Origin of the sequence: Sphingomonas carotinifaciens (assembly GCF_009789535.1) — a bacterium.
Classification (GTDB): domain Bacteria; phylum Pseudomonadota; class Alphaproteobacteria; order Sphingomonadales; family Sphingomonadaceae; genus Sphingomonas; species Sphingomonas carotinifaciens.
Genome location: NZ_WSUT01000005.1, coordinates 2,471,405 through 2,497,272, shown reverse-complemented (window position 1 = coordinate 2,497,272; position 25,868 = coordinate 2,471,405). Strand labels below are relative to the sequence as shown.

The window sequence follows — 25,868 nt, the reverse complement described above, 5'->3', positions numbered from 1 at the left end:
GCCGACGACGATGCAGTGGAGACGACGATGAAATTGGGAATGACGGTGCTGGCGTGTGGCGGTGCGTTGCTCTGCTGTACGGCGCAGGCGCAAACGGTCACGATCGACACCGGTAAGGTCGCAGGTGTCACTGCGGACGGCATCGTCAGTTGGAAGGGTATTCCGTTTGCGACGCCCCCGGTGGGCGAATTGCGGTGGCGTGCGCCGCAACCGGCGGCGCGCTGGTCGGGCGTACGACAGGCAACCGCTTACGGCCACGACTGCATGCAATTGCCGTTCCCCAGCGATGCCGCTCCGCTGGGGACCACGCCGGCGGAGGATTGCCTGACGGTCAACGTGTGGAAGCCGGCAGCCGCCACGGCGAAGCTGCCGGTCATCGTGTGGATCTATGGCGGTGGCTTCGTGAACGGCGGGGCGTCGCCGCCGACCTATTCGGGTGCGAATTTCGCGCGCCAGGGCGTCATGTTCGTCAGCTTCAATTACCGGCTCGGACGGTTCGGCACGTTCGCGCATCCGCAATTAACCGCGCAGGACCCTGACAAGGGCCGGCTCGGCAATTACGGTTATATGGACCAGATCGCCGCACTCCGGTGGGTGAAGCGCAACATCGTCGCGTTCGGCGGCGATCCCGCGAACGTGACGATCGTGGGCGAAAGCGCCGGGGGCATGTCGGTCAACACGCTGGTTACCTCTCCCCTGGCCAAGGGATTGTTCGCGCGTGCGATCGTGATGTCGGGCGGTGACGGGCATAACCGCGGAAACGACGGACTGACCGGGACCGAGCGGATCGGCGTCGACTTCGCCGCCAGCAAGGGCATCGCGCGTGACGATCCTGCGGCGCTCGCCAAATTGCGCGCGCTGTCCGCCGACGACGTGACCGATGGCCTCAATCTGGCGGCGCTGTTCATGCCCGCACCGGGGCCGAAGACCTTCGCCAGCCCCTATGCCGACGGTGTCGTCGCGGTCGACGCGGCCGCCGCCTATCGCAGCGGGGCGTTTCCGAAGGTGCCGATCATGATCGGGGCGACCGACAACGATATCGGCGGACCGACCGGGTATATGGTGGCGGGCGCGCGCCAGCTTGCCGGGGCGATCGCGGCGGCCGGTGCGCCTGCCTATCACTATCGTTTCTCCTATGTCGCCGAGGGGCTGGGGAAGACCGGGGCAGACCATGCAACCGACATCCCGTGGTTCTTCGACACCGCGACGATCAAATACGGCAATGCGATCACACCGCGTGATCGCCGGATGGCGCGCACGATCAGCGCCTATATCGTGAATTTCGCAAAGACCGGCAATCCCAATAGTGCGGGGTTGCCGCGCTGGCCGCGCTACGATCGCGCGCGCGACGAACTGCTCGACTTCACCGCGAAGGGCGAGGCGGTGTCGGGCAAGGACCCGTTGGGCGCCGCAATCGACGCCGCACCCGCATCCATCCGCTGACCCGCCTGCTACAAGGAACCGACCACATGCGTACATTCAAGCTGGCGACACTGGCGCTGGCCGGCGTGGCGTCCGCCGCGCTGGGCGGGAACGCCGGGATTGTGGGGCAGGCGAGCGTCCACGCGCCCAGCGCGTGGAGCAATCCCGCATTGGCGCCGGAGCAGCGCGCGCAGGCATTGCTGCGCGCGATGACGCTGGAGGAGAAGGCCGGACAGGTCTCGCAGCAATTCATGTTCGGGGCGTTCGATCAATTCGCGCCGATCGTGCGCAGCGGGAAGGTGGGATCGCTGCTGTTCGTCACCGATCCCGCGATCATCAACCGGCTTCAGAAGGTCGCGGTCGAGGAGACGCGGCTGAAGATCCCGCTGATCTTCGGCTACGACGTGATCCACGGGTTCCGCACAATCTTTCCGGTGCCCATCGGCAATGCCGCGTCGTGGGACCCGGCATCAGTGGAACGGGTGCAGGGTGTCGCAGCGGCAGAGGCGCGCGCGGTTGGGCTGCATTGGGCCTTCTCGCCGATGCTCGACATCGCGCGCGACCCACGCTGGGGCCGGATCGTCGAGGGCGCGGGCGAGGACCCGTTTTTGGGCGCGGCGATGGCCCGCGCGCAGGTGCGTGGGTTGCAGGGGCCGGCGATCGGCACGCCCGGCCACGTCATCGCAGGGCCTAAGCATTTCGCCGGCTATGCCACCGCGGAGGGCGGCCGTGATTACGACAGCGTCTATATTTCCGACACGCAGCTCTACAACGTGATCCTGCCGCCGTTTGCCGCGGCGGTGCAAGCCGGCGCCGGCAATATCATGAGCGCCTATATGGACGTGAACGACGTGCCCGCGGTCGCCAACCACTGGTTGTTGACCGACGTGCTGCGTGGGCAGATGGGCTTTGAGGGCTGGGTGGTGTCGGACGCCAACGGCACCAAGAATCAGGTCATTCAGAATTTCGCGCGCGACGAGGCGGATGCCGCCGTGCGCAGCATCGCGGCGGGCAATGACATGGAGATGTCGTTCGGCCCGGCGGCGTCGGCAGAGACGCTTGCGGCGTCCGTCCGTGCGGGCAAGTTGCTGCAGGCGACGCTCGACCGCGCGGTGCTGCCCATCCTTACTGCAAAGTTTCGTATGGGGCTATTCGAGCAGCCGTTCGTCGACGAGGCCGCGGCGAAGACGATCTTGTCAGACCCGGCGCACCGCGCGGTGGCGCAGATAGCGGCCGAGCGGGCGCTGGTGCTGCTGAAGAACGACGATGGCGCATTGCCGTTGGTGGTGGGCGCGAACAAGCGTGTCGCGGTGATCGGCGCGATGGCCAATTCGAAGCGCGACACGCTGGGGCCATGGGCGTTCCAATATGACCTGCCTGAAACCGTAACCGTATTCGAGGGGGTGCGCGATCGGCTTGGCACCGGCGCGACAGTCGAAACCGCGCCGGGGGTGCAGTTGAAGCGCAACGTGCCGTCGATGTTCGAGAGCATCACCATTCCCGGCGCCGCGAAGCCGGAGCCGCGCTGGGACGTTGCCCGCGCGCAGGGCGAGTTCGAGCGCGCGCTGGCATTGGCGAAAAAATCCGACCTCGTGATCCTGACGCTGGGCGAGGCCGAGGACATGAGCGGCGAGGGGGCATCGCGTGCGGACCTGAAGCTGCCAGGCGAGCAGTTGAAGCTGTTCGATGCGATCGCGGCGCTTGGTAAGAAGGTGGTGGTGGTGACGATGAGCGGACGGCCGCTCGAACTCGACCAGGTTCTCGATCGCGCACCGGCGATCCTGCATGCATGGTATGGCGGCACGCGCGGTGGCACGGCGGTGGCCCGCGCGCTGTTCGGCGACGTCAATCCGGGCGGCAAGTTGCCGGTCACCTGGCCGCGCACGGTCGGACAGGTGCCGATCTATTATGCGCACAACACCACGCATAGTCCCAAGGGGCAGGCCAAACGCTATTGGGACATACCGTCAACACCGCAGTTCGAATTTGGATATGGGCTGAGCTACACCAGCTTCACGATGACCGATCCGGTGGTCGGCGGCGGAACGTTGGCGCCGGGTGCCACGATCAGGGTGTCGACCGAGGTGACGAACACAGGCACCCGCGCGGGGGACGAAGTGGTGCAGCTGTACATCCACCAGCGCGCGGGACGGGCGTCGCGTCCGGTGCGCGAGCTAAAGGGATTTCAGCGGATCACGCTGCAACCCGGTGAGCGCCGCAGCGTGTCGTTCGATCTGGACGAAAGCAGCGTGCGCTATTGGAACGGCGCGGTTAGGAACTGGGTGGTTGACCCCGGCACCTTCGACGTCTGGGTGGGCGCCAGTTCGACCGCGACGTCGCACGCGACGTTCACGGTCGGCGGGCAGCCGCGCGTCGTCAGGGGATGGAGGTAAGCACGGGTGACTTGCGGATGTTGTGCGAACGCGCATTGAAGAAAGATGAACGAAATACAGATTCGAAGAAACGTTTGGCACGATCCTAGTGACTGCTTGTAGGTCATGACAGAGACAATGCCGCTACGTATGATCATATGCGCGCATGTGCACGGACGCTCATTTACAGGATCGTGCATTCAAACGGGAAACTTCGGCGAGCGAACGCGGACACCAACCTGAGGGGCTCCGGTTCAGGTTGTCTCGGGCTTTGGTGTCCTGCCAACATGAACGAATGGCAGAAGTTGGTGCGTGAAAGCTGGCCGTGGATGGCCGCAATGCGTCTGCTCACTGAGCGCCCACTCCTACATGCGCCGTCAAATCTTCTATCGGCGCATAGAAACGATCGTCATTTGTCGGGTCGACCTAAGGTCTTCGTGCATCACGATGCATACCGGCAGATGAGCGATAAACGTGTCGCGTTGAACCGGCTTGAGCGCGGGATCGCGAAGGGCGATCGCGTATTCGAGTACGCCAATGCCGAACGCTGCTCGCACGGCCGCGATCTGGGTGAGTTGATTGTCAGTTCGCAGTGCAAAGCTCGGCAGGCCGAACAGCGTTGATCGTGGGCAGAGAGGTGATCAAGCAGCGTGTCGGCTATCTGGCCATCATGCGTCTGCCCAGCAGTCAGGTCGAGCCGGATCGGGAGTTCTCGCGCATCGACGGCGACGTGGATATTGGTGGCAAGTCCGCCGCGTGATGAACCAAGACATTGATCTATACCCCTTTTCGCCGTCGCTGGTGGGCGCGAACAGAGGTGCTGTCGATCATCTGAATCTCTGCCATCGTGCGCGGCGGTAATAGCGTCGATCAGCCTATCCCAGCCTATCCCAGCCACCTGCCTTTCGCCATCGCACGAAGCGGTTGTAGTAGGTGGTGCGCCGGCCATACTGCTAGGGCAGGGCACGCCACGGTGCACCGGATCGTAGCACCCAGAAGATGCTGTTTAGCACGCGGCGATCATTGACGCGCGGCACGCCTCGGATCTTATTGCGTTAAATTGTACGTCACTCGAAATCGGTCAGGTCGTATCAGCTCATGCCGGCCACAGCCACCATCAGCACCACGCGCTTTCAGGTAAGTCGCATCCCCTTAGGCTACCACAACGGCCAACCTCCGCCAGCCTTTACGAGGTCGCGACTTGGGTATCTAGACCCGAGGAGTGGCCGTGCGGATCGATTTTGAATCGACCCGATTCTTCTGTCCGGATGCGTGCGACATATTTGTCGGCTGAGGTCATGGAGCATCTTTAGCCGACGGGCATAGTTGTAGGCATCGAGTATGCCTTGAACTTCTGCCTGGTTGGCTTGACACCGTCCACCTCGGGCAACCGGCATGATCCCATGCCACTGCAGGCAGCGGTGTAGCGCGGAACGGGTCAGATGTGGTATTGTCCGCTGGAGGCGGTAGAGGCAGCCGTCCAACGGCAGCAGCGTGTAGCGCCGGAACGCTACAACCATCGCTTCCTCTTCCGGGGTCAGGACGGTGGAATGAATGGCCCTCGGCCCCATTGGGGCATCGCTGACGCTCGCCCGCTTGCGCCACTGCTGGACGGTGGTTGGGCTGATCTCGTGACATCGGGCCGGCGCCCTTACGCTCTCTTCACTCTGCTATATCGCTCGACGGACTGCCTCAGTCGTGCGGGCGATCCCGTGTAGGCCCGGCCCTACAGCTTCTCCCGCCATGCGTGATCGTCAAACGTACCATCAATCCGCGAGATCAAACGCCTGACTCCGCAAATGTCCATTCCCTTAACGTTAATCGATGGCCTGCAGTCGCGGGAGGCATTTCGTGCGTGTGACGGGTGCTCTGCAACGCTTTGCGACAAATAGCACTAGCCTGTGTCTGGATATGAAATATTCTTGCTATGTGTCTTCTATACAACATCAAGAACCGCGATTCATAACGGCAAGCCCGATCCGGTTACGCGTGTCAGGAAGTAAAAAGGTGTCCTATGTTTATAACGACTAAACCCTTCTCTCGTGAACAGCGTCCAGCTCCCCAGGCAGCACTGATTGACAACCTGTTTGCGCCGGAAATCTTTGTGTCTGGCATCGCTGGCTTCGCGCTACTCGCCGACGCGTTGCACCTGACGCTCGATACCGCGCGCTACGACCATTCGCAGCCCTCGCCGGTGCTGGAGCGGGTCGTCGTCGGGCGGTTGGTCCTACCGATTGGGTCCGCACAGGCCCTGGTCACCACGCTCAACGCGTTTCTCGAACAAAATGGCCTCAGCCCTTCCAAGGCGGCCGCTGCCGGAGGCACGTTCCAATGAAATGGTACCCGATCCCGAAGAACGCCCCTGTGTCGATCGGCGATCAGCCTCTCGACGGCACTGCGACCTTGCAGGAGGATGCGATGGCACGGATCTGGCCCGATCTTCATCCAGGCTACAGCTGCATCCGCATATTCTGGAACCTAAACCGGCCGATCCACTGACCCTGCCCGTATCATCGCCCGATCGATCCCGCCACTAAGGAAAATGCGTCTTGTCTCACAATATCCTGCCCTTCACCTACTGCTCACGACGCGCCCGCGAGGAGCAGGTTGCCGCCATCAACGCAAGAAGCGCCGTTGCCGCGGCCGCCCACCGGAAGCTATCCGAACTTCATGCGACGCAGGCGTTGATTGCCCTGTTATCCGCATCGCCAAGCTACGGAAATGTCGAGGGGATATTGCGCGACAATTTACACCTCACTGCCTAGAGCAGGCTACGGACCGTCAGGCTGACGGTCCGTCCCGGCGGGTTCAAATACGCACCCCGATAGGCGAGCGGCGTATCACCGTTCGATTGCGCACCTGCTGGCGGCTGTTCAGCAGATTGGCCAAGCCCAGGCTCACCCACATGGCCCGTGTCCATGCTGTGCGGGGCACCCGCTGTTGCAGGTTAGCGAACAAGCGCATGTGGCAAGCGCCGAGAAACGCAGCGTGTCAACCCATCTGGCTGACCGACGCGGTCAGGCTGATGCCGTTGCGGGGTGTTCAGTTGAAGCCGTAGCCGAACGATCCAACGTGGCATAACCCGATACTCGGCGGACGGCACCGTTCATGTTGGCCGTCACGGTGCCCAGCACACCGAGAAAGCCTGTGCGCCGGCTGGTCAGCGCGACATTCACGCTGGTCTGGGCGTTCAGATCGAACTGCGCGGAGCTGTTTGCCGAAGCCACACCAGTCCGGATTGTGCTGAATGCGGCCAAGCGGCTCACTTCCGTGCCGATGCGGAGCGCCGTGCGCAGCTTACTCGCCGGCAAGCTCAGGGGACTGCCCATGACAATGAGCTTAGCGTTGCCAGCATTGGTGATCGCGGTGGTCCGCTCGCGCAGCAGCCGGTCGGTGAACCGGGCGGTTTCGCCGCGCGCGTCGCCATGGTGGTAGGCACCAGTGACCGTTTCCAAATGGTTGACAGGTCCGGGTTCAGGGTCACGCCGGCATGCGCCGTCGCGGTGTCGCTGTTCTGAGCAAGCGCCTGCAACGCGACCACGTCGTCGATATCGTCCGCGGCGATCGGTACCGCGCCCGCGAGGCCGCTACTGGTCGCATAGCTGCCGCGCATATTAAACGACGCGCTCAGCGTGTCCAAGAGCTGATGGGTATAGGTGCCGTTCACCACATAGCTGGGCGTTGAGGGGCGAAGCGTCCGAAATGCCGATCGTGCGCATAACGGCTGATGACGTTCATCACCTTGCGGCTGATATCGTATCTATAGTTTTAGCGCGACCTCCTCCGGCAGGATGTCGATACGCACGACGGCTCCGGTTGGCAGATCGCCAATTTCGTAGATCCTGGAAATGCGTTTAGCCTTGACGAGGATGACGAGCCTGCTGTTCTCGGGGCCCGATCGCTCTCAGTCTGATCGGCAACCTCGTCGAGCAGTTCCCCGACCGTACCCACGCCATAGATCGCGATCTCGGCGGCTGCAATCTGGTTCTGCGCCGGTATGTCAGCGATCACGGAGCCGGGCGTGGCCCGTCCAGTGGGGCCGCGACCGCAGCACCATCCTGCTGCGCCGCATTGGTCTGTGCTGCCGCAGGCATGGGCGCCAGCATCGCACCGGCCGCGAACATTAGCGACAGGATGGAGGCTGTAATCAGTAGATGATCGTGGGCAGTGGCGGGATCTCGGCGCGTATTCGGCACGTGAGATAGGCTAAGGGAACGCCTGTCAGGATCGCTCGTCTGTCCTGACGTCGTCGGTTGGCGGAGGCACGGGACGCTTGCGAGGTGGACCGGGTGGGCGACCTCGCGGTGTGCCGCCACGGACGCGCGTGTTGACCGCCGGCAGCTCGGCTCGCGTAATCACGCCGTCGCCGTTACGGTCCAGGAGACGGAAGCGCACGTCGGCCGCACGATAGAATTCGTTGATGTCAACGCCACGATTGAAATTGGCGTCAGCCGAGATGACCGGCTGGGGAAGGTCAAGATAGCCGTATTGCGCAGCACCCTGTGCTCCCGCTCGCGTCAACTGGCGCGATGACTGTTCGTCATCGTCACCACCACGTGGAGGGCCACCACTACCACCACCCGGGGGACCACCGCCACCGCTAGGGCCTCCACCACCAGATCCGCTCGGACCACGCCCGCGGCCGCTGGGTCTGCCGCTGCGCGCTATGCCGTCACCATCGGCGACACGAATTTCGGGAACGAGTTCTGTTTCGTACCATTCGGTATCGTCCGGATCGATCTCACCATCGCCCTGCCGATCGAGAAGCTTAAAGACGCGTGCCGCGTCGGCGTGGAACTCCGCACGGCTGATGTGATCGTCATGATCGGTGTCGGCATCCACGAACCAAGCCCGGTCGGGACCCTCAGTACGAACCGGCTCACCCATCGGACTGATGAACAGGAAGCGCGACGGCTCACCGAATTGGCGGGCATCGGGTGGCTTTTTGTCTTCAAGTGGCGCGCGCGCAGCACAAGTGCCTGCCAAGAGGAAGGCAATAAGGATTGAATAACGCACGCTGCTCTCCTCAACACGAGCGACCGGCTCTGCCCGTTGATCGTCTCTGCCATATTTCGTTACGTTACGCGGGGGGCTTGCTGCTGTAACATAACGCTCAAAATACGCTTCAACCGCTCACGCCACGCCGGAGAGTTCACCAGGCAATCAGGTGTCTGGCCCCATAATTTGATGGTGCGACGGTTTCGTCGCCATGGAAGCAAGCGATGTGGGACAGCTTCGTCATGGGTGCGCCACGCCTGTTTTGGAGTTCGCCGAGGAGATCACGCACGTCGTCCGAGCAGCAATAAGGCAATGGCGGGGGATCAATTCTGAGGCTGCCCTAAGCTTATCGAAGGGGCAGTGGCGAAATGGCGGAAACGGGCGACAGTCGCGAATATTGAGACCCCGGCGGCCGCCTCTCACTAATCCGCTCCACCAGATGCCCGGACTGAGAACATACATCGCTTCCGCTTTGCAAGCCCGGTTAGTAGCGCACCGTCACGGTCCCTAAAACCGTCCGCGGCGGGCCATAATAGCTTTGCGTAAAGGTCAGAGAACTGAGATAATTCTTGTTCGTCAGGTTGCGCACATTGACACCAACCCGCACGTGGTCGGTGAGGTCATAGGCGCCGAACAGATCGACCAGCGCATAACCGCCCTGCGTGATGCGGGCGTTAAGACCGGTAACCAGTGCCGCCCCAAAATAGTCGGCGGTGTCGTAGTAGATGCGACTTTGGTACTGAACCGAAGTGCCCAGTTTCAGCGCCGGCAAGGATGGCGGCGAGTAGGTGATATTGAGCCGGCCGACGTTGCGCGGCACGAACGTGCGTGCTTCGGCGCCGCTGCCGTCTCGCAGCTTCAGTCGGAGGAAGGTGAACCCACCCGTGGCTTGCAGTCCAGCCAGCGGTGATCCGCCGACCTCAAGCTCCACGCCCTCGGATTTTGCATTCTGAAGGCTATAGATTGCCTGGAACGTCGTCGGGTTCAGTCCGGTCTGGACGGCGGTGTTGTCCTGATGGACGCGGAACAGCGCGCCGCTGGCGTAAAGCCGCCCACCGAACCATTCGCCTTTCAGCCCCGCTTCCAGGTTGTCGCCCTCGATCGGCGGGAACAGGACGTTCTGCGCGTCCGCGATCGTCTGCGGATTGAAGATCTTTGCATAGCTCGCATAGGCATTAATGCCTGGTGTCAGCGCAAAGGTTGCTCCGACGAACGGGACGAACTTCTTGCGATCATAATCTTGCGCTGTGCCATAAGAGGTCCCCTCACTCTCGGCATGAGTCCAGCTGCCGCCCAGCATCACTTTCAGCGCATCGGCGAGGTCGAGTCGCGTCAGGCCGTAGACCGACAGTCGCCGGGTTTTGCGGTCCAGCTCGAACACGCCGTCAAGCGCCGGGAAGGCAGGGCGTGGAAAGGTGCCGGCAAAGAGTTGCGAAAGCGCGATGGGCACGCCGATCTGGGTAACATCGTACGCCGCGTCTTGCCGGTAGCGCTCAGCTCCGCGCTGAAGGCCGAACATCACGTCGTGAGCACGTCCGCCGACGTCCACCTTGCCGTTCACATAGGCGTCGATCGTAAGGTTGCGCGTCGGTCCCAAGAACTTGCCCGGATAGCTGAACACACCCTCGCCGGTGGTCGCGTTGATGCCCCCCGGCGCGGTTCGCGACGGGTTGCCGTAGACGTAAAAGAGTTCGTTGTCCTCATCGATCGCGCGGCGCAACACCGACAGCTTGGCCGTCCAGCCTTTGCCGAAGTCGTGCGTCAGATCACCGAATATCTGCCGATCGATCACACCCCAGCCTGACCAGGGTTGTCCGGTGTTGCTGTCGCGACCGAATTGGAAGCGCGTGCCGTCGCCGTAGAGCAGTGGTACAGCACCCCACTGTGCGTTATCGCTGTCGTGATCTTGGTGGCCGTACCCGGCGCTGATGACGGTGTTCGGACCCAAATCGGCTTCAACGATGCCGTAACCGGTCCAGCGGGTCAGATGGTAGCGATCGAGATAACTGTCGGTGTCGAGATACGATCCGACCGCACGTGCCCGGATCGACCGGTCCGACGTTAACGGCACGCTGATGTCGCCATCAAGCCGCAGATTGTCGAACGATCCATACTGAGCGTTCGCGACCACCCGGAGATTGCGATACGGCCGCTTGCGTACATAATTTACGACTGCCGATGGATTGCCAGTGAAGGACAGGAGACCCGGTGCGCCGCGTACGACTTCGATCCGGTCGAAGAAGCTGGTGTCGAGGGAGCCCGTTTGAATGCCGAACGCAAAGGGTTGACCGATACCGTCGACCTGAAATGTCGTGATTTCAAACCCGCGCGCTGAATAGTAGAAGCGATCGGTTTCTGCCGCCAATACGCTGACACCTGGCACGGTCGCGAGCACTTCGTTGACGCTATTTAGCTGGAAGTCCTGAATCTGTGCGCGTGTAACGATGCTGACCGACTGCGGCGTGTCTTTCTGGCTGAGCGGCAGCCGGGTGGCGGTACGCTGCTCGGCAACGCCGTAATCGTCGCTTCCCTCCGTTCGCTGACCGGTCACGACGATGTCATCACCTCGCTGTGCGGGTTGCACCGGCTCGAGATCCGCGACTGCGGCGGCAGCGAACATCGCAACGGCTTCCAACATCATAGTGCCCCTCCATTTAGAGCGGGTCTACTTGAACGCCCAAGATATTGCAAGTCGTTATCAACAAGAAGATTGCTTGGCGTTTCTGTGGTTTAAATCGCGAGGTCGTAAAAAACGTCTGCGCGAAATCGGCGTGGCGGATGGCTGATGACGCGGCCACCGGAGGATACGTCACATCAAGCCGACCCGGCCTGCCGGGCGAGCAGCTGAAGGTTGGATGCCGCAGCGGCCATGGTGAACTTCTCAGCGGCTCATAACGGGCCCCGCAGTTTGAGCGTTCGTAGCCCCAGATTGCATTTCAGGTGGCCGAACACGCGCTCGATCCGCTGTCTTCGACGTCGTGCGTGCACATAGGTGTCGGGGCCGACGAGGCGCACACGGTATCTCGGGCTTCCTCGCTGACGAGCCGGGTGACACCCCGCTTCTTACCGGTAATGCATGGCGGCTTCAGTTCGCAGGCGGCGCAATTGGCCGGCCGGCTTCGGTAGACGCGCACCTGTTTGGTCCGGTTGGTGCCGTAACAGCCGAGCAGCTTGTCCGCCGGACAGCGGTAGGCATCCGCTGCACAATCGTAGCGGAAGGCTCTCCGGTGAAGAAGGCGTCCCGCTGGCGGGCCCGGTTGATGACCGGGATGTATGGCGTGATGTTCTGGTCGATCAGCCAGCCGAGCAGCGGACCGCTACCATACGCCTTGTCGGCCGAGAGACTGGCGGGTTCGATGCCCAACCTGGTGCCGGCGCCCGACACCAGGGTCCGGGTCACCGCCAAGTCGCGCCCTTCACCAGCCCGGCGCGGCACACCGCGCGACTACCTGCTCGAATAGCAGACGATGTAGGTCGCAGGCGCGGAAGCGGCCGTGGCATTTGTGGAGAAGGTGGAATGGTCGGGCACTCGATTGCCCACCCGCGCCGTAACTCGACGCTAGCGCCTGGCGCACGAAGCCGAAGTCCAAAACGCCGTCGATGGGTCGGAGCAGGTGGTCGACCGGCACATGCTCATCTAACCGGAAGCCGTAGAACAGCGCGCTCTGTGCCACCTCCCGACCCATCATGTCCGTGATCCTCTACCGCTTGGCCAAAGTAAAATACGCCCTCGTCACGGTCGCAAGCAGCCGTCTTTCAACAGCCTCCGCCGATTTTGGAAATGCCCCGCAAACTTTAGCCTTTCAAGGGGCTGAGGTGTAAAAGGCTGCTCCAGATGTCCGTAGACGACATGCCGAGGCAGGTGCCTCGCACCTAGACTCAATGTCAGCAGTCGAAGGTGGCCGTTATGAACGAGCGACCGCTTTCTAGAGACTGTTTTGAACCACCGACGAGGGCGATAGCCTGTTTTTATCATGATGCAGGAAAAAGCGACGATGTGCAGTCCGGCGATTGTTTGGGCATAGCGTCCATCGTCTTTGACGAGGCGGCGGAAGCGAGTAGCCCAGGCGAATGACCGCTCCACCACCCAGCGTCGTGGCCGGAGGACGAAGCCGCGCTTGGCCGGGGGCAGTCTGACAACATCGAGCGCGATGCCGTGCCTGCATCGGCCGCTCGTTGGCCGGTATAGCCCTGATCTACCCAGGCCAAGTCGACCGCTTCGCCGGTGACCGCCTGCACGGTGCGGGCAAGCCGCTCCCCTTCGCCGCGATCCTCGGTGCTGGCGGGCGTGACATGGATGGCGAGCAGATGGCCTTAGCGTGTCAACGGCCATGTGGATCTTGGAGCCCTTCTTGCGCTTGGCCCATCATAGCCGGCGCGCGCTCGCCGCTCTCCGGCGTGGAACGCAGCGTCCGGCTGTCGATGATCGCGGCGGTCGGCTTGGCCCTGTGCCCGGCCGCCAGCCAGCGTTGCGTCTGCTGATACACCGCCGCCCATGGGGACAGATCGTTGGGCATCCACCACGGTGCACTCGTCTCCACGATGTATCGAAGGCCGTCAACACCTCACGCAGGTCGTGCTCCCGCCGTCCGGCATCCTCGCGTTGCAGCAGTAGGTACGGCGCGACCAGCGACCATTCCTTGTCACTCACGTCAGAGGAATAGGGCTTGCGGCAAATGAACATCCGGTAAGGGATGAATCGCCCAGCCTTAAAAGTTCATAACAGCCTCCAAAGTCAGATGCAGGCAGTTATCGATTGTCGGTCTCGGTTTAATCCCGTCCCCGCAACCATTCTTCGCAAGCGGCCCATTAGCCCACGCACCCGCAGCGCGCTTGCGTTCACATCCCATCAAACCTGCGCCAGCTCCGCCATCGACAAACATCTCGCCTCCCGTCATGAAACCCCTCTCACAAGACGCCAGAAAGACCGCCGCCGAGGCCGTCTCCGCCGGATTTGATTGACGGGCAGATTAGAAGATCAAGAGGATGATATGGCGCACAAAATCCTGCTGGTTGAGGATGACGACACTACCGCCGGCTACATCATGAAGGGGCTGAGCGAGGAGGGCTTCGTGGTCAACCGCGCGACGGACGGTCGTGACGGCCTGTTTCATGCCACGGACGGCAGTTATGACTGTATCGTGCTGGATCGCATGTTGCCGGGGATGGATGGTATGGCGGTAGTGGCTGCGTTGCGGGGGGCGGGGGTGGCGACTTCGGTGATCATCCTGTCGGCGCTGGGAGCGGCTGAGGACCGGGTGAGGGGGCTGATCGGGGGAGCGGACGATTATCTGGTCAAACCCTTTGCTTTTGCAGAACTTTTGGCGCGTATCCGATTGCAGGTCAGGCGCGGTGCCGCAGCACCCCCCGTGGAAACCGTTTTGCGGTGCGGCGATCTGGAAATGGACCTGTTGTCGCGCCGGGTGACCCGCGGCGGCGCCACCGTGACCCTGCAGCCGCGCGAGTTTCGCCTGCTGGAATATCTGCTCCGCCATGCCGGACAGGTCGTGACGCGCACCATGCTGCTGGAAGGGGTGTGGGACTATCATTTCGACCCGGGCACCAATGTCATCGACGTGCATCTGAGCCGGTTGCGCAAGAAAGTGGACGAGGGGTTCGCCTACCCGTTGCTGCACACGGTGCGCGGCGTGGGGTACCGGCTGGGCACGGACGCCTGACATGCATTGGCGATCGACGACGATGCGGTTCGCCGCCCTGGTCTTCCTGCTCCAGATCGGCGCGGCAGCGGCGCTGCTGCTGTGTGTCCATGTCATCGTGCGGGGGCAGGTTCACGGCGGCACGCCCCCTGCGCGGATGGGCGGCGCCGTGGGGGACGGGGCCGACATGATCCGCCTGCTCGAATTCGCCATGCCGGTCGCCTTTTCGCTGGCGATCGCCTTCGCCGCGCTCGCGGCATGGCTGGCGGCGCGGATGATCGTGATCCGGCTCGACCGGGCGGTGGCGACGCTGGGCGCGGTGCGTGACGGCGACCTGACCCGCCGCACCCCGGTGGAGTATGACGGCGACGCCTTTGCGATGCTGGCGGTGGCCATCAACGGCGCTCTGGACCGCATCCAGCAGCTGGTGGAGGAACTGACGCTGGCCACCGATACGCTGGCGCACGACCTGAAATCGCCGCTCACGCGGCTGCGCTCCGCGCTGGAGCGGGCGGCGATGGCGGCGGACACACCGGCAGCGCAGGATGCGGTCGAGCGCGCCCAGGCGGAGGGCGACCGCCTGTTGCAGACCGTGGAAACGGCGCTGCGCATCACCCGCGCGGAGGCAGGGATAGGCCGCGACGCTTTTACTGCGGTCGATCCCGCCGGTGCGCTGGTGGAAATCGCCGAAATCTACGGCCCCTTGATCGAGGATGCGGGCCGGACCATCGGGGTGGCCGCAACCGCCGCACCGGTGCTGTCGCTACACCGCGAGTTGATCGCGCAGGCCTTGGGCAATCTCGTCGACAATGCGCTGAAATACGGCGCGGGCACGATCACCCTGGCCCTGACCGCCGATCCGCGATGGGTGACGATTTCGGTAAGCGACGAGGGTCCGGGTATTCCGCACGCCAGCCGGGCCACCGCGCTGCGGCGGTTCGGCCGGATCGATGAAGCGCGCAGCGGATCGGGTGCCGGTCTGGGTCTTTCGCTGGTCGCCGCGGTTGCGCGATTGCATGGTGGCGAGGTCATGTTGAGCGATGCCGCCGGCGGGGGGCTTTGCGTGGCCATCCGTCTGCCGGTTCGTGCGGAATAGGGGCGCCGAAGCGCAGTTCCGGGGCCGTCCCGTCGGGCGGCGATGAAGCGCAACCGGAACAAGCGGTTTGGACGGGAGCATGCGGGAGGGATGTCGGCGCGCTTGTCGCCCACGGCAACGCCGTCTAGCGGCGGCACCGGCCCAGATGCAAGGGACGGGCGTTCTCGACCAGATCCGGCGGTCCGCCCCAGCGGAAGATCGCCATGTGGATCACGGTTATCTCCACGACGGCCAGTCGAACCAATGGCGGCGGAAGGATTTCCGACGCGGCCGATACCCACCGCTCCTTGCGCCCGATGCCCTGCCGGTTCACCATTTTGCCCGCCCGGACCGTGGCCCGGGACAGGTGGGCCAGGACGACACTTGCCATCGTGACCGCCAGTATCGGCGTTTCCATCAGCACATCACGCATCAGGAGCGGCAGACCGAGCCACACCGTGACGGTGGAGCCCGCCAGTACGCCCAGAACCGCGCTCCACTTGGGCCTGTGCGGCGTCCGGGCGATCATGGACAGCATCAGCGTGTCCGCGACGATCCAGAGGAACAGGAGCAGTGAAGCGAGCGGGTAGGCGGCCGCCAGCGGCGTGCGCACTGCCATTCCGGCCAGGGCGATAACGATAAAGGGCGCGATGTTCGCAGCAAGCCGCCGATGGTCGACACGCTTGTCGGCTTGGTGTGTCAAAGCCCCCCCCTTCCGTCTGCACGAACGACCGGACGCCGATCTTGCGCAGCGTCAGCCCTGTTTATACGCCGACAGTACGGAAAGTCTCTCCTGCAAAACAACCACGCATCCGGGCCCATCGAACATATGCCGCAGAGCCCGGCGGCACCGCTTACGCCGCATAGGCCCGCATGAAGACGCCAACGGCGTCGGCGGCGTGGGCTTGCAGCATCTCGGGGGTCGGCGTGTCCATCACGCCCCACAGGCGCAGGCTCTGGGCGACCTGGGTCAATTGGATCAGGTTGCGCGCGGCATGTTGCGGATCGTCTGCACGAAGGTCGCCCGCTTCCATCCGTTCGTGGAGATAGTTGGACAGCCGTTCGACCACCTGCTTCGGGCCGCGTTCGTAGAAGATGCGGCCGATTTCGGGAAAACGCCCGCCTTCACCGACGATCAGCCGGTGCATGCCCAGAATATGGGGATCGACGATCTTATGGAGGAAGCGCTCCGCAAAGTCGGACAAGGTGGTCCGGCAGTCCCGACCGGGGCGCAACGCATCCTCCAAATTGTCCCGGAAGTTGACGGTGAGGTCGTCGAGTACCGCGGCGAACAGATCCTCCTTCGAGGGGAAATACGCCCAGAGCGTCCCTTTCGAGCCGCCCAATCTACCGGCGATGGTCGACATCGACGTTGCGGCATAGCCCTGTTGGAGAAAGGCATCGCGCGCGAGCCGGACAATCGTTGCCCGCCGCGCTTCGCGGTTTTCCTCTCGTCTGCCCTTCTGCCGTGTCATTGCCGTACTATACGGTACGAAATTGCGTTGACAAGGTCATGGGGCAGGACCATCAGCGCGCCGTACCGAGGAGTACGGTAACCCAATGCAACTGATTCGACTCTCCTGCGGCCTGGCCATCGTCGCAGGGCTGGCGGGATGCGCGGTGCCCGATCTGGGCGACAGGCCGACGCTGGCGAAACCGGCCGATTATGCCTCCGCTGCCAGCCTGACGTCCTCTGGTGGGACGGCATGGCCGACGGCGCAGTGGTGGCGCGGCTATGGCGACCCGCAGCTCGACCGGCTGATCGGCGAAGCGCTGGCCGGATCGCCCGACATCGCGATCGCCGCCGCACGCGTGCGCGTCGCGCAAGGCGCGGTGCAGCAGGCGGGCGCGGCAAACCTGCCGGTGCTGGACGCCGAAGGTGCGGCGGGTCTTACCAAGCAGAGCTACAACAACGGCATTCCCGCACAGTTCGTGCCCAAGGGGTGGAACGACACCGGGCGTGTCGCGCTGAACGCAGGGCTGGACCTGGATCTTTTCGGCCGCAACCGAGCGAGCCTTGCCGCGGCGACATCCGAGGCCGAGGCGGCGCGGCTGGACGGCGAGCAGGCGCGGCTGGTGCTGGCGACCGGTATCGCGGCCAGCTACGCCGATCTGGCGCGGCTCTATGCCGAGCAGGACGTGCTGCAACGGGCGTCCGAGGTGCGCGCCGCCACCGAGCGGCTGGTGGCCGACCGGGTCGCCATCGGGCTGGATACGCAGGCCGAGTTGAAGCAGGCGCGCTCCGCCGTGCCCGCGTCGCGCGTCGATCTCGCGGCCAATGCCGAACAGATCCAGTTGACCAAGAATGCGATCGCCGCGCTGGTCGGGGCGGGGCCGGATCGGGCGTTGTCGATTGCGCGGCCGGTGGTGCCGGTGCTGGCGGTGGACCTGCCGGCGGATGCTGGGATCGCGCTGGTCGGACGGCGTCCGGACATCGCGGCGGCAAGGGCGCGGGCCGAAGCGGCGGGCAGCCGGATCAAGGTGGCGCGTGCCGACTTCTATCCGAACATCAATCTGGCCGGGCTGATCGGGCTGCAATCGCTGGGGCTGGACAATTTGTTTCGTGGCACGTCGAGCATCGGCAATGTCGGTCCGGCGATCAGCCTGCCGATCTTCGACGGAGGCGCCCGTGCCGGTCAGTATCGCCGGGCGCGGGGTGGTTACGACGAGGCGGTGGCGACGTATAACCGGACGCTGATCGGGGCGCTGCGCGAAGTGGCGGATGCGGTGACGAGCCGCCGTCAGGTCGCGGTGCAGATCGCGGATGCGCGGGCGTCGCTGACCGATGCGGAAGGCGCGTATCAGGTCGCGCAGCTTCGCTACAAGGGCGGGCTGTCGACGTTCCTGAACGTGCTGAGCGCCGAACAGACGGTGCTGGCCGCGCGGCGGTCGCTGGCCGCCATCGAGGCGCGGCGGTTCGCGCTGGACGTGCAACTGGTCCGGGCGCTGGGCGGCGGCTTCGGACCCCATGATCTTCAGACGAGCGAGACACGATGATGGATACGCCATCCAACGACGGCGAGCAGGCCCCCGACGCCAAGGCCGCATCCCATGCCAATCCGGCAAAGCGCAAGCGCCTGCTGTTGATCTTTGCGGGGGTTCTGATCGTGCTGGCGATCGGTTATTTCCTGTATGACACGCTGATCGCGTCGAAGCGGGTGACGACGGACAATGCGTATGTCGCCGCGGAGGTGGCGCAGGTCACGCCGCTGGTGAGCGGGCAGGTGACCGACGTGGCGGTCAGCAACACGCAAGGCGTGAAGCGCGGGCAGGTGCTGATGCGGCTGGACGATGCCGATGCGGCGATCGCGGTGGCGCAGGCGGAGGCCGAGCTGGCGACGGCGGAGCGCCGGTACGGGCAGACCGCGGCGACCGGCGATGCGCTGGAAGCGCAGGCGAATGCGCGGGCCGCCGATATCGGCGCGGCGCGCGCGCAACTGGCGCTGGCCGAGGGCAATCTGGAACGCGCACAGATCGATTTCCAGCGGCGTCAGGCGCTGATCGCGGCAGGGGCGGTATCGGGCGAGGAAGTGACCGCGGCGACCAACGCGCTGCGCACCGCACGTGCCAATGTCGCGGTCGCGCGCGCCGGCATCGCGCAGGCCGCCGCGACGCGCGCATCGGCCCTGCAGGACCGCGCCGCCAACACCGCGCTGACCCGTGGCACGACGCAGGCGACGGCCCCCGAAGTGCTCGCCGCCCGTGCCCGGCTGCGTCAGGCGCGGTTGAACCTGGCGCGTACCGTGATCCGCGCACCGATCGACGGCGTCGTGGCGCAGCGGACCGTGCAGGTCGGCCAGCGACTGGCGCCCGGTGCCGTGGCGATGACGATCGTGCCGGTCGACAGGCTGTATGTCGATGCGAACTACAAGGAAGGGCAGTTGAGCCATGTCCGCATCGGGCAACGCGCGACGCTGACCTCCGACCTGTATGGCGGCGATGTCGAATATCACGGCAGGGTCGTGGGGCTTGCCGGCGGCACCGGATCGGCCTTTGCGTTGATCCCCGCGCAGAATGCGACGGGCAACTGGATCAAGGTCGTCCAGCGCCTGCCGGTGCGCATCGCGCTGGACAAGGCGGAGCTTCGTGCGCACCCGTTGCGCGTCGGCCTGTCCATGGATGCCGAGATCGATATCTCGGGCGATCGCTGAGGTTGCGGAAACGATGGCCTCCGCCGCTGCCCCAATTCAGGAAGACAAGCCGCTGACCGGTGGCCGGCTGTTGCTGGCCGGGTTCGTGCTGGCGCTCACCAACTTCATGGTGGTGCTGGACACGACCATCGCCAACGTCTCGGTCCCGCACATATCGGGCGGGCTGGGCGTGTCGGCGACACAAGGGACGTGGGTCGTCACCTCCTATTCGGTGGCGGAGGCGATCTGTGTGCCGCTGACCGGCTGGCTGGTTCGCCGGTTCGGCACGGTGCGGGTGTTCATGGCCGCGATGATCGGCTTTGCGGCTTTCTCCGCGCTGTGCGGGCTGGCGCCGACGCTCGGGCTGATGGTCGCGTTTCGCATCGGGCAGGGGTTTTGCGGCGGGCCGCTGATGCCATTGACCCAGACGCTGTTGCTGCGGATCTTTCCGCCGGAGCGGCGGGCCGCGGCAATGGGTGCGTGGGCGATGACCACGGTGACCGCGCCGATCCTGGGGCCGATCCTGGGCGGCACGATTAGCGACAACTGGTCATGGCCGTGGATCTTCTACATCAACCTGCCCATCGCGGTCTTCTGCATCGTCGGCGTCTTCACGCTGCTGCGCTCCAAGGAGACCGAGACGATGGTGGTGCCGATCGACCGGGTCGGCCTGATCCTGATGGTGATCTGGATCGCGGCGTTGCAGGTGATGCTGGACCTAGGGCGCGAGCATGACTGGTTCGGGTCGAGCTTCATCGTCGGCTGCGCGGTGGTGGCTGCGATCGGCTTTGTAACGTTCATCATCTGGGAGATGACGGAGGGCAATCCGATCGTCGACCTGCGCGTGTTCCGGCACCGGGGGTTCACCGTGTCGGTGGCGGCGCTGTCGTTCAGTTTCGGCACCTTCTTCGCCTCGGTCGTGATCATTCCGCAATGGCTGCAAACGTCGCTGGGCTATACCGCGACCGATGCCGGATATGTCACCGCGTTCAACGGCGTGCTGGCGGTGATCTTCTCGCCGATCGTGGCGAAGCTGACCAACAAGTACGATCCCCGTGCGCTGGTATGCTTCGGCATCTTCTGGCTGGGGGTGACCTCGACCCTGCGCACCTTCTGGTTCAGCGGGGCGGATTTCTGGATCCTGGCGGCGCCGCAGTTCGTGCAGGGGCTGGGCATGCCGTTCTTCTTCGTGCCGCTGACGATCATCGCGCTGGGCGCGGTCGATCCGGAGGAGACTGCATCGGCGGCAGGGCTGATGAGCTTCCTGCGCACGCTGGCCGCCGCGATCGGCACCTCGATCGGTGCGACATTGTGGCAGAACGACGCGCAGGCCAGCCGGGCGGAACTGGCCGGCATATTGAACGGACCCGATCAGGTGATCGCCAGGGCGGCGCAGTCGGGTCTTTCTGCCGAGCAGGGGCGCGGGATGATCGAGCGGCTGGTGGATCAGGAGAGCTTTGCGCTCGCGACCAACCACCTGTTCGCAGTGGCGGCGGTGATCTTCTTCCTGTCGGCGACGATCATCTGGCTGGCGCCGCGGCCGCCCAAGGCAGTGGACACGTCCGCGGCGCATTGAGCCCTCATTTGCAGGCGTCGTCCTTCCCATCGGTCACGCCGAAGTGGAGGGTCGTCGTCTGCCGATAGGGGCGGGCGGGGGTGAGCAGGGTGGACGGAAAGGCCGGATGATTTGGCGAGTCCGAGATATGCTGCATCTCCAGCGCGATGCCGTCGCCGGGTTGATAGACGTGACCGCTGGGGCCGGCGTCCTGCCCGTCGATATAGCCGCCGGTATAGGCCTGTACCGAGGGCTCGGTGGTGGCGACCGTCATCGTCCGGCCGGAGACGGGATCGGAAAGGCGGGCGACGGGCGCGAGCTTGCCCGCCGGCTTGTCGAACAGCCAGGCATGATTGTAGCCGCGACCGTTCATCGGCGGGGTCGTGCTGTCCAGATCGTCGCCGATGGCGCGGGCGCAGCGGAAATCCAGCGGAGTACCCGCCACAGGCGGCAGCGCGCCGGTCGGGATGCCGGCCGCGTCGGCCGCGACATAGCGCGTGGCGTTCAGTTGAAGCCGCTGGCCGCGCACCGATCCGCTACCCTCGCCAGCCAGATTGTAATAGCTGTGGTTGGTAAGGTTGATGACCGTGGGCCTGGTGGTGCGCGCGGTATAATCCATGCGCAGCGTGTTATCCGCCAGGACATGATAGGTGAGGGTGACCGTGACCTGCCCCGGAAACCCCTGAAAGCCATCGGGGCTGACCAGCGTGAAGGTGGCGCGGTCCTGTTTGCCGGCCGCGCGCGTCACCGTCCAGTCGACGGTATCGAAGCCCTGGTCGCCGCCGCCGTGGAGGGCGTTCACGCCGTCGTTCGCCGTTAGCTGTATCGTGCGGCCATCCAGCGGAAAGCGTGCGTTGTCGATGCGCCCGGCATAGCGGCCGATGGTCGCGCCGAAGCCGTTCTTGCGCACCTTGGTCCGGTAGTCGGCCGGGGTCGGATAGCCGAGCACGACGTTTGCCATGCGCCCATTGCGGTCGGGTACCTCGATCGCGGTGATGATCGCACCTTGCGGGATCACGCGGACGACCATGCCGCGCGCGTTACGCAGCGTGACGGTGGGATCGGCGGCGGACGTTTGCGCGGCGGCGGCAAGCAGGATGGCAATGGTCATGACGGCAAGCGTATCGCGGGGTGCGCTGGCGGGCGAGGTATTTTTCCGGCGCCGGGCGGGTCATTCCAGCTTTTCGATCGGGCGCGTCCGTGCGGTGACGACATCCGATAACCACAGCCCGGCCGCGCGCGGCGCACCATGGAGGCGTGCCTGATGGCGGCGATAGAGCAGCGCATGACCGGCCTGGGCGAGGCGACCGCGGAAGAAGCCGTTCTTGATACCGCCCTTGAAGAAGCCGAAATCGCCGAGCGCGCCGTAAGCGTCATAGTCGGCCAGCGACACCAGCGCACCGGCATCGCGGTAGCGGAAGTCGGGAACGGAGCGGCCGGCGATCATCGCGGGCAGATGCCGGCCGAGATAAACCGCCTGACGAAAGGCGACCTGTGCGGTGGGCGGCAGCGGCGTATCGGCCCCGTTTGGGGTGAGTGCGGCGCAGTCGCCTAGCGCGAATACCTCCGGTCGGCTGGTGCGGCAGTGGGCGTCGATGACGATGCGGCTGGCGGGGCCGCGCTCCAATGCGTCGAGCGACGCGGCGAGCGGCGAGGCGCGGACGCCGGCCGCCCACACGATGAAGTCGGCCGCGATTTCCTCGCCATTTTTCAGGATCAGCGCATCTGCCTCTGCACGGGCGACATCGACATTCAGGCGAACGGTGACGCCGAGTTGTTCCAGACGTTCACGCGCCGCGGCGGAGACGGGGGGCGGAAAGGCGACCAGCAACCTGTCTCCCTTGTCCAGCAAGGTCACCTGCATGGCGGCGCGGGCACCGTCGATGCCGAAATCATCCACCGTGTCCGCGATCTGGAGCAGTTCGGCGGCGAACTGAACACCCGTCGCGCCGCCGCCGACGATCGCGACACGATGCGGTCGGCCTGCCTGCGCCGCTTGCACCAGCCGGGGGGCCGTGGCGTCGCGATAGGCCACCGCTTCGTGCAGCGTATCGATGTGGCGGGCATGATCGGCGACCCCGGGAACACCGAAGTCGTTCGCCTCGCTGCCGACCGCCAGAACCAGCGTGTCATAGGGAAGATGACGCTCGGGCAACAGGGTAAGGCCATCGCGGTCGAAGGCGTCGACGGTGACGCAGCGCGCATCCAGATCGACGGCGGTGGCGCGGCCGGGATGATAAAGGAAGCCGTGCTGGCGCGCCTGCGCCAGATAGGGCACGCCGACACGGGCGACGTCATGCGTGCCGGCCGCGATGCTGTGCAGCATCGGTTTCCAGACATGGGCCGTGGCGAGGTCGATCAGCGCGACGTCCAGTTCCTTGTGCCCGGCCAGCGTGCCGGCGAGGTCCAATCCGGCGACGCCACCGCCTACGATCAGGACGCGGTGTGCGTCGCTCTGCCCGGAGGGGCCAAGACCGGCCTTGGCGTTCGTGTCGTTCATCGTCCTGGACCTCCAACATTTTTGTCGATGCCCGGTGCGTCACGCACCCTGGTCCGGTATCGGCGGCGCGGAATATGCGGGCATCGTTGCGGTGCAAACGGTGACCGGGTAGCGATGGGTTCCCGTCTTCGGGCTCGTTCGTCAGCATTTCATCGATCAAACTGCTGATTTGTTGTGGACTATCAGCGTCGTAGCGGTTTGCTCCGATAGATCTGATGGAAGATGACGGACGCGACGATCGTTGCCGTTTCATTGCCTGCATGTTTCCTGGCCGTTTCCGGTCCGCGACATCAACCGATCGTGGATCATCGTGAAAGATCCTGCACCGCCGGCTTCAGCCATCCATTTGAAAACAGGGTGGAACGGGATGCGCGGTTTATCGCTGTCACGGCATGCAACCAAAACGACTTTTGTGCGTAGCCAAGGGAACGAACAGGGGGCGTCGTGCTGAATGGAAGCTATTGCGGGCCGTCACCCTTGCCCGGGACGTTGCTGGCGCATTGGAATTTTGATCCTGTTTTGATCGCCGGGCTGATCGGGCTGATGCTGCTCGGTCGTAGCATGCCGCTGATGGAGCGGCGTTATCTGCTGGGCGCCGTGGCGGCACTGGCCGTTGCGTTCGTTTCGCCCTTATGTGCCCTGTCGGTGGCGTTGTTCTCGGCGAGGGCCGTGCATCACCTCCTGCTCGTCGGTGTGGCGGCGCCGCTGCTGGCGGCAGCGGCCGGACGGCGCGTGCGTGTCGGCATGGCGACCGGACTGGCGGCGGGAACGGCGTCGCTCTGGTTGTGGCACGTACCTGCGCTGTATGATGCCGCGCTAGCCGACAAGGCCCTATACTGGGCGATGCAGGTGACCTTGCTAGCCGGGGCTTGGGCCTTCTGGCGCGCGGTTTTCGTCGCCGCTCCGGCCGTTGCGGCGGCCGGTATCGCAGGTGGCGCGGCGCAGATGGGCATGCTGGGCGCGATCCTGAGTTTTGCGCCGCGGCCGCTTTACGCGAGCCACCTGGCCACGACCGTGCCCTATGGCATGGGGCCACTGGGCGATCAGCAACTGGCCGGACTGTTGATGTGGGTGGTCGGGCTGCTGCCCTATGCGGTCGCAGCGGGCTGGCTGGGGCGGCGTGGCTGGCATCGGCTTTCACCGGGGGTGCCAACGTGACGGGGTTCGCCGGCCTGGCGGTCAGCTTCGTCAAGTTCGTGCATATCGCGGCGCTGGTGATCTGGTGCGCCGGCCTGTTCGCGCTGCCGCTGATGCTGGGCAAACATGAGGCGGGAGAGGCGCAGTCCGATTACGCACGGCTGCGCCTGCTGACGCATGACAGCTATGCCTTTATCGTGACGCCGGCGGCGGTGATCGCGATCGCGGCGGGAACGGCGCTGATCTATCTGCGCGGCGTGTTCGTGCCGTGGATGTTCGCCAAGCTGGTCGCGGTCGGCCTGCTCGTCGCCTTGCACTGCTGGACCGGGCATGTCGTGATGCTGATGAGCGAGCGGCGGGGCAGCTATACGCCGCCGTCGCCCGTGCCGCTGCTCGCCGGCAGCTTTGCCACGATGATCGCGGTGCTGCTCCTGGTGCTTGGCAAGCCCGTCGTGCCGGATCTCGTGCCCGACTGGCTGACCAAGCCGCAGAACCGTCAACTTCCGGTCGACGAGACACCGATTTGATATTCGAACACCAGCTTGCCGCCGTGCCATCCGGTGAAGCCCGTAAAGCCGACCGCGAACAGCGAAAGGAGCAGGCCATAGGGCAGCACGGCCTGTTCATAGCCGGTCAGGCGATAGCCCCAATTGGCACCGATGATCGACAGCAGCATGACCGCGATCACGAAATGCGTCCAACTGGCCGAGCGACTGCGGATGCCGCGGACGAGGAGCAGCTCGGCGGTGCCCGAAAGACCGGCCAGCAGGCCGAACAGGAAGCCGGCGCCCGCCGCCCACAATCCCGCACGCGCCCAGAACGCATCGCCCGTCCACCAATAAAGGACGTCCGCACCCAGCGTGCAGCTCGTCAACGCGATCGGAAAGGCGACCAGCATCGCATGGATGGGGTGCCCGGCGACCGCGATCTTGGAATCCGTGCGGTTGAAATGCGGCTTCTCGGTAATCGGGTCGACCAAGCCCCCGTGCAGCGTGTCATCGTTCATGCCGTGTCCCAAAAGC

Annotated in this window: 20 protein-coding genes and 4 pseudogenes; 12 read left to right on the top strand and 12 right to left on the bottom strand. The window is 64.5% G+C overall.

Annotation, left to right across the window (positions count from 1 at the left end; all coding sequences use genetic code 11):
* Window positions 1–27: 27 nt before the first annotated feature.
* The 3 genes from GQR91_RS13740 to GQR91_RS19160 all read left to right on the top strand — a co-directional run bounded on the left by GQR91_RS13740 (window position 28) and on the right by GQR91_RS19160 (window position 4,417).
* Window positions 28–1,443 (top strand): carboxylesterase/lipase family protein, encoded by a 1,416-nt coding sequence (locus GQR91_RS13740; RefSeq protein ID WP_149682848.1) that lies wholly within the window; start codon window positions 28–30, stop codon window positions 1,441–1,443.
* Between the two features lie 26 nt (window positions 1,444–1,469).
* Window positions 1,470–3,815, top strand: coding sequence for a glycoside hydrolase family 3 N-terminal domain-containing protein (locus GQR91_RS13735; RefSeq protein WP_149682849.1), 2,346 nt, complete (start codon window positions 1,470–1,472; stop codon window positions 3,813–3,815).
* A 266-nt stretch (window positions 3,816–4,081) separates the two neighbouring features.
* Complete coding sequence (locus GQR91_RS19160) at window positions 4,082–4,417, top strand: hypothetical protein (RefSeq protein WP_162527079.1); 336 nt, start codon at window positions 4,082–4,084, stop codon at window positions 4,415–4,417.
* Window positions 4,418–4,422: 5 nt separating this feature from the next.
* On the opposite strand, the pseudogene GQR91_RS13730 reads toward GQR91_RS19160, so the two are convergent.
* Together GQR91_RS13730 and GQR91_RS19595 are read right to left on the bottom strand one after the other, a co-directional pair.
* Window positions 4,423–4,840, bottom strand: a pseudogene (locus GQR91_RS13730) (IS5 family transposase); the annotation flags it as partial.
* Between the two features lie 293 nt (window positions 4,841–5,133).
* Window positions 5,134–5,539: pseudogene (locus GQR91_RS19595) on the bottom strand (transposase family protein); the annotation flags it as partial.
* 269 nt (window positions 5,540–5,808) lie between these two features.
* On the opposite strand from GQR91_RS19595, the gene GQR91_RS13725 reads away from it, so the two are divergent.
* Window positions 5,809–6,129 carry a hypothetical protein gene (locus GQR91_RS13725; RefSeq protein WP_149682850.1) on the top strand — a complete coding sequence of 107 codons (321 nt, stop codon included), beginning with the start codon at window positions 5,809–5,811 and terminating at the stop codon, window positions 6,127–6,129.
* A 214-nt stretch (window positions 6,130–6,343) separates the two neighbouring features.
* The gene (locus tag GQR91_RS13720) at window positions 6,344–6,559 is read left to right on the top strand and encodes a hypothetical protein (protein WP_149682851.1); all 216 of its coding nucleotides are present in this window, start codon (window positions 6,344–6,346) and stop codon (window positions 6,557–6,559) included.
* A 252-nt stretch (window positions 6,560–6,811) separates the two neighbouring features.
* Here the strand turns inward: GQR91_RS13720 and GQR91_RS13715 are convergent, their stop codons facing one another.
* The 5 genes and pseudogenes from GQR91_RS13715 to GQR91_RS13695 form a co-directional block, all read right to left on the bottom strand.
* Complete coding sequence (locus GQR91_RS13715) at window positions 6,812–7,249, bottom strand: hypothetical protein (protein ID WP_149682852.1); 438 nt, start codon at window positions 7,247–7,249, stop codon at window positions 6,812–6,814.
* A gap of 766 nt (window positions 7,250–8,015) precedes the next feature.
* Window positions 8,016–8,810, bottom strand: coding sequence for an EF-hand domain-containing protein (locus tag GQR91_RS13710; protein ID WP_149682853.1), 795 nt, complete (start codon window positions 8,808–8,810; stop codon window positions 8,016–8,018).
* Between the two features lie 466 nt (window positions 8,811–9,276).
* On the bottom strand, window positions 9,277–11,433 hold the full coding sequence (locus GQR91_RS13705; protein WP_149682854.1) for a TonB-dependent siderophore receptor: 2,157 nt from the start codon (window positions 11,431–11,433) through the stop codon (window positions 9,277–9,279).
* A 173-nt stretch (window positions 11,434–11,606) separates the two neighbouring features.
* A pseudogene (locus tag GQR91_RS19940) lies at window positions 11,607–12,481 on the bottom strand (transposase).
* 278 nt (window positions 12,482–12,759) lie between these two features.
* A pseudogene (locus GQR91_RS13695) lies at window positions 12,760–13,476 on the bottom strand (IS5 family transposase); the annotation flags it as partial.
* Between the two features lie 307 nt (window positions 13,477–13,783).
* Here GQR91_RS13695 and GQR91_RS13690 point away from each other — a divergent pair.
* Window positions 13,784–14,470: a winged helix-turn-helix domain-containing protein gene (locus GQR91_RS13690; protein WP_149682855.1), complete on the top strand. Its 687-nt coding sequence runs from the start codon at window positions 13,784–13,786 to the stop codon at window positions 14,468–14,470.
* A 22-nt stretch (window positions 14,471–14,492) separates the two neighbouring features.
* Window positions 14,493–15,545 carry a sensor histidine kinase gene (locus tag GQR91_RS13685; RefSeq protein ID WP_235904089.1) on the top strand — a complete coding sequence of 351 codons (1,053 nt, stop codon included), beginning with the start codon at window positions 14,493–14,495 and terminating at the stop codon, window positions 15,543–15,545.
* Between the two features lie 124 nt (window positions 15,546–15,669).
* Here GQR91_RS13685 and GQR91_RS13680 read toward each other — a convergent pair whose 3' ends face one another.
* On the bottom strand, window positions 15,670–16,227 hold the full coding sequence (locus GQR91_RS13680) for a hypothetical protein (protein ID WP_149682857.1): 558 nt from the start codon (window positions 16,225–16,227) through the stop codon (window positions 15,670–15,672).
* 151 nt (window positions 16,228–16,378) lie between these two features.
* Window positions 16,379–16,999, bottom strand: a complete 621-nt coding sequence (locus GQR91_RS13675) for a TetR/AcrR family transcriptional regulator (protein ID WP_149682858.1) — start codon at window positions 16,997–16,999, stop codon at window positions 16,379–16,381.
* Window positions 17,000–17,084: 85 nt separating this feature from the next.
* Here GQR91_RS13675 and GQR91_RS13670 point away from each other — a divergent pair, with 85 nt between their 5' ends.
* Genes GQR91_RS13670 through GQR91_RS13660 form a run of 3 tightly spaced genes read left to right on the top strand, consistent with a single transcriptional unit; the run spans window position 17,085 to window position 21,230 of the window.
* Window positions 17,085–18,521 (top strand): efflux transporter outer membrane subunit, encoded by a 1,437-nt coding sequence (locus GQR91_RS13670; protein ID WP_149682859.1) that lies wholly within the window; start codon window positions 17,085–17,087, stop codon window positions 18,519–18,521.
* Complete coding sequence (locus GQR91_RS13665; RefSeq protein WP_149682860.1) at window positions 18,518–19,675, top strand: HlyD family efflux transporter periplasmic adaptor subunit; 1,158 nt, start codon at window positions 18,518–18,520, stop codon at window positions 19,673–19,675. Before GQR91_RS13670 ends, GQR91_RS13665 begins: the two co-directional genes overlap by 4 nt.
* A gap of 13 nt (window positions 19,676–19,688) precedes the next feature.
* Window positions 19,689–21,230, top strand: a complete 1,542-nt coding sequence (locus GQR91_RS13660) for a DHA2 family efflux MFS transporter permease subunit (RefSeq protein ID WP_149682861.1) — start codon at window positions 19,689–19,691, stop codon at window positions 21,228–21,230.
* Between the two features lie 4 nt (window positions 21,231–21,234).
* On the opposite strand, the gene GQR91_RS13655 is transcribed toward GQR91_RS13660, so the two are convergent.
* Both GQR91_RS13655 and GQR91_RS13650 read right to left on the bottom strand, forming a co-directional pair.
* On the bottom strand, window positions 21,235–22,320 hold the full coding sequence (locus GQR91_RS13655) for an aldose epimerase family protein (protein WP_149682862.1): 1,086 nt from the start codon (window positions 22,318–22,320) through the stop codon (window positions 21,235–21,237).
* Between the two features lie 60 nt (window positions 22,321–22,380).
* On the bottom strand, window positions 22,381–23,709 hold the full coding sequence (locus tag GQR91_RS13650; RefSeq protein WP_149682863.1) for an NAD(P)/FAD-dependent oxidoreductase: 1,329 nt from the start codon (window positions 23,707–23,709) through the stop codon (window positions 22,381–22,383).
* 444 nt (window positions 23,710–24,153) lie between these two features.
* On the opposite strand from GQR91_RS13650, the gene GQR91_RS13645 reads away from it, so the two are divergent.
* Both GQR91_RS13645 and GQR91_RS13640 read left to right on the top strand, forming a co-directional pair.
* Entirely contained in the window at window positions 24,154–24,867 is a 714-nt protein-coding gene (locus GQR91_RS13645) for a cytochrome c oxidase assembly protein (protein ID WP_311732275.1), read from the top strand.
* Window positions 24,864–25,373 (top strand): CopD family protein, encoded by a 510-nt coding sequence (locus GQR91_RS13640; RefSeq protein ID WP_112384122.1) that lies wholly within the window; start codon window positions 24,864–24,866, stop codon window positions 25,371–25,373. Before GQR91_RS13645 ends, GQR91_RS13640 begins: the two co-directional genes overlap by 4 nt.
* On the opposite strand, the gene GQR91_RS13635 is transcribed toward GQR91_RS13640, so the two are convergent.
* Window positions 25,343–25,852, bottom strand: coding sequence for a DUF2231 domain-containing protein (locus GQR91_RS13635; RefSeq protein WP_149682864.1), 510 nt, complete (start codon window positions 25,850–25,852; stop codon window positions 25,343–25,345). The genes GQR91_RS13640 and GQR91_RS13635 overlap by 31 nt on opposite strands.
* Window positions 25,853–25,868: the final 16 nt, after the last annotated feature.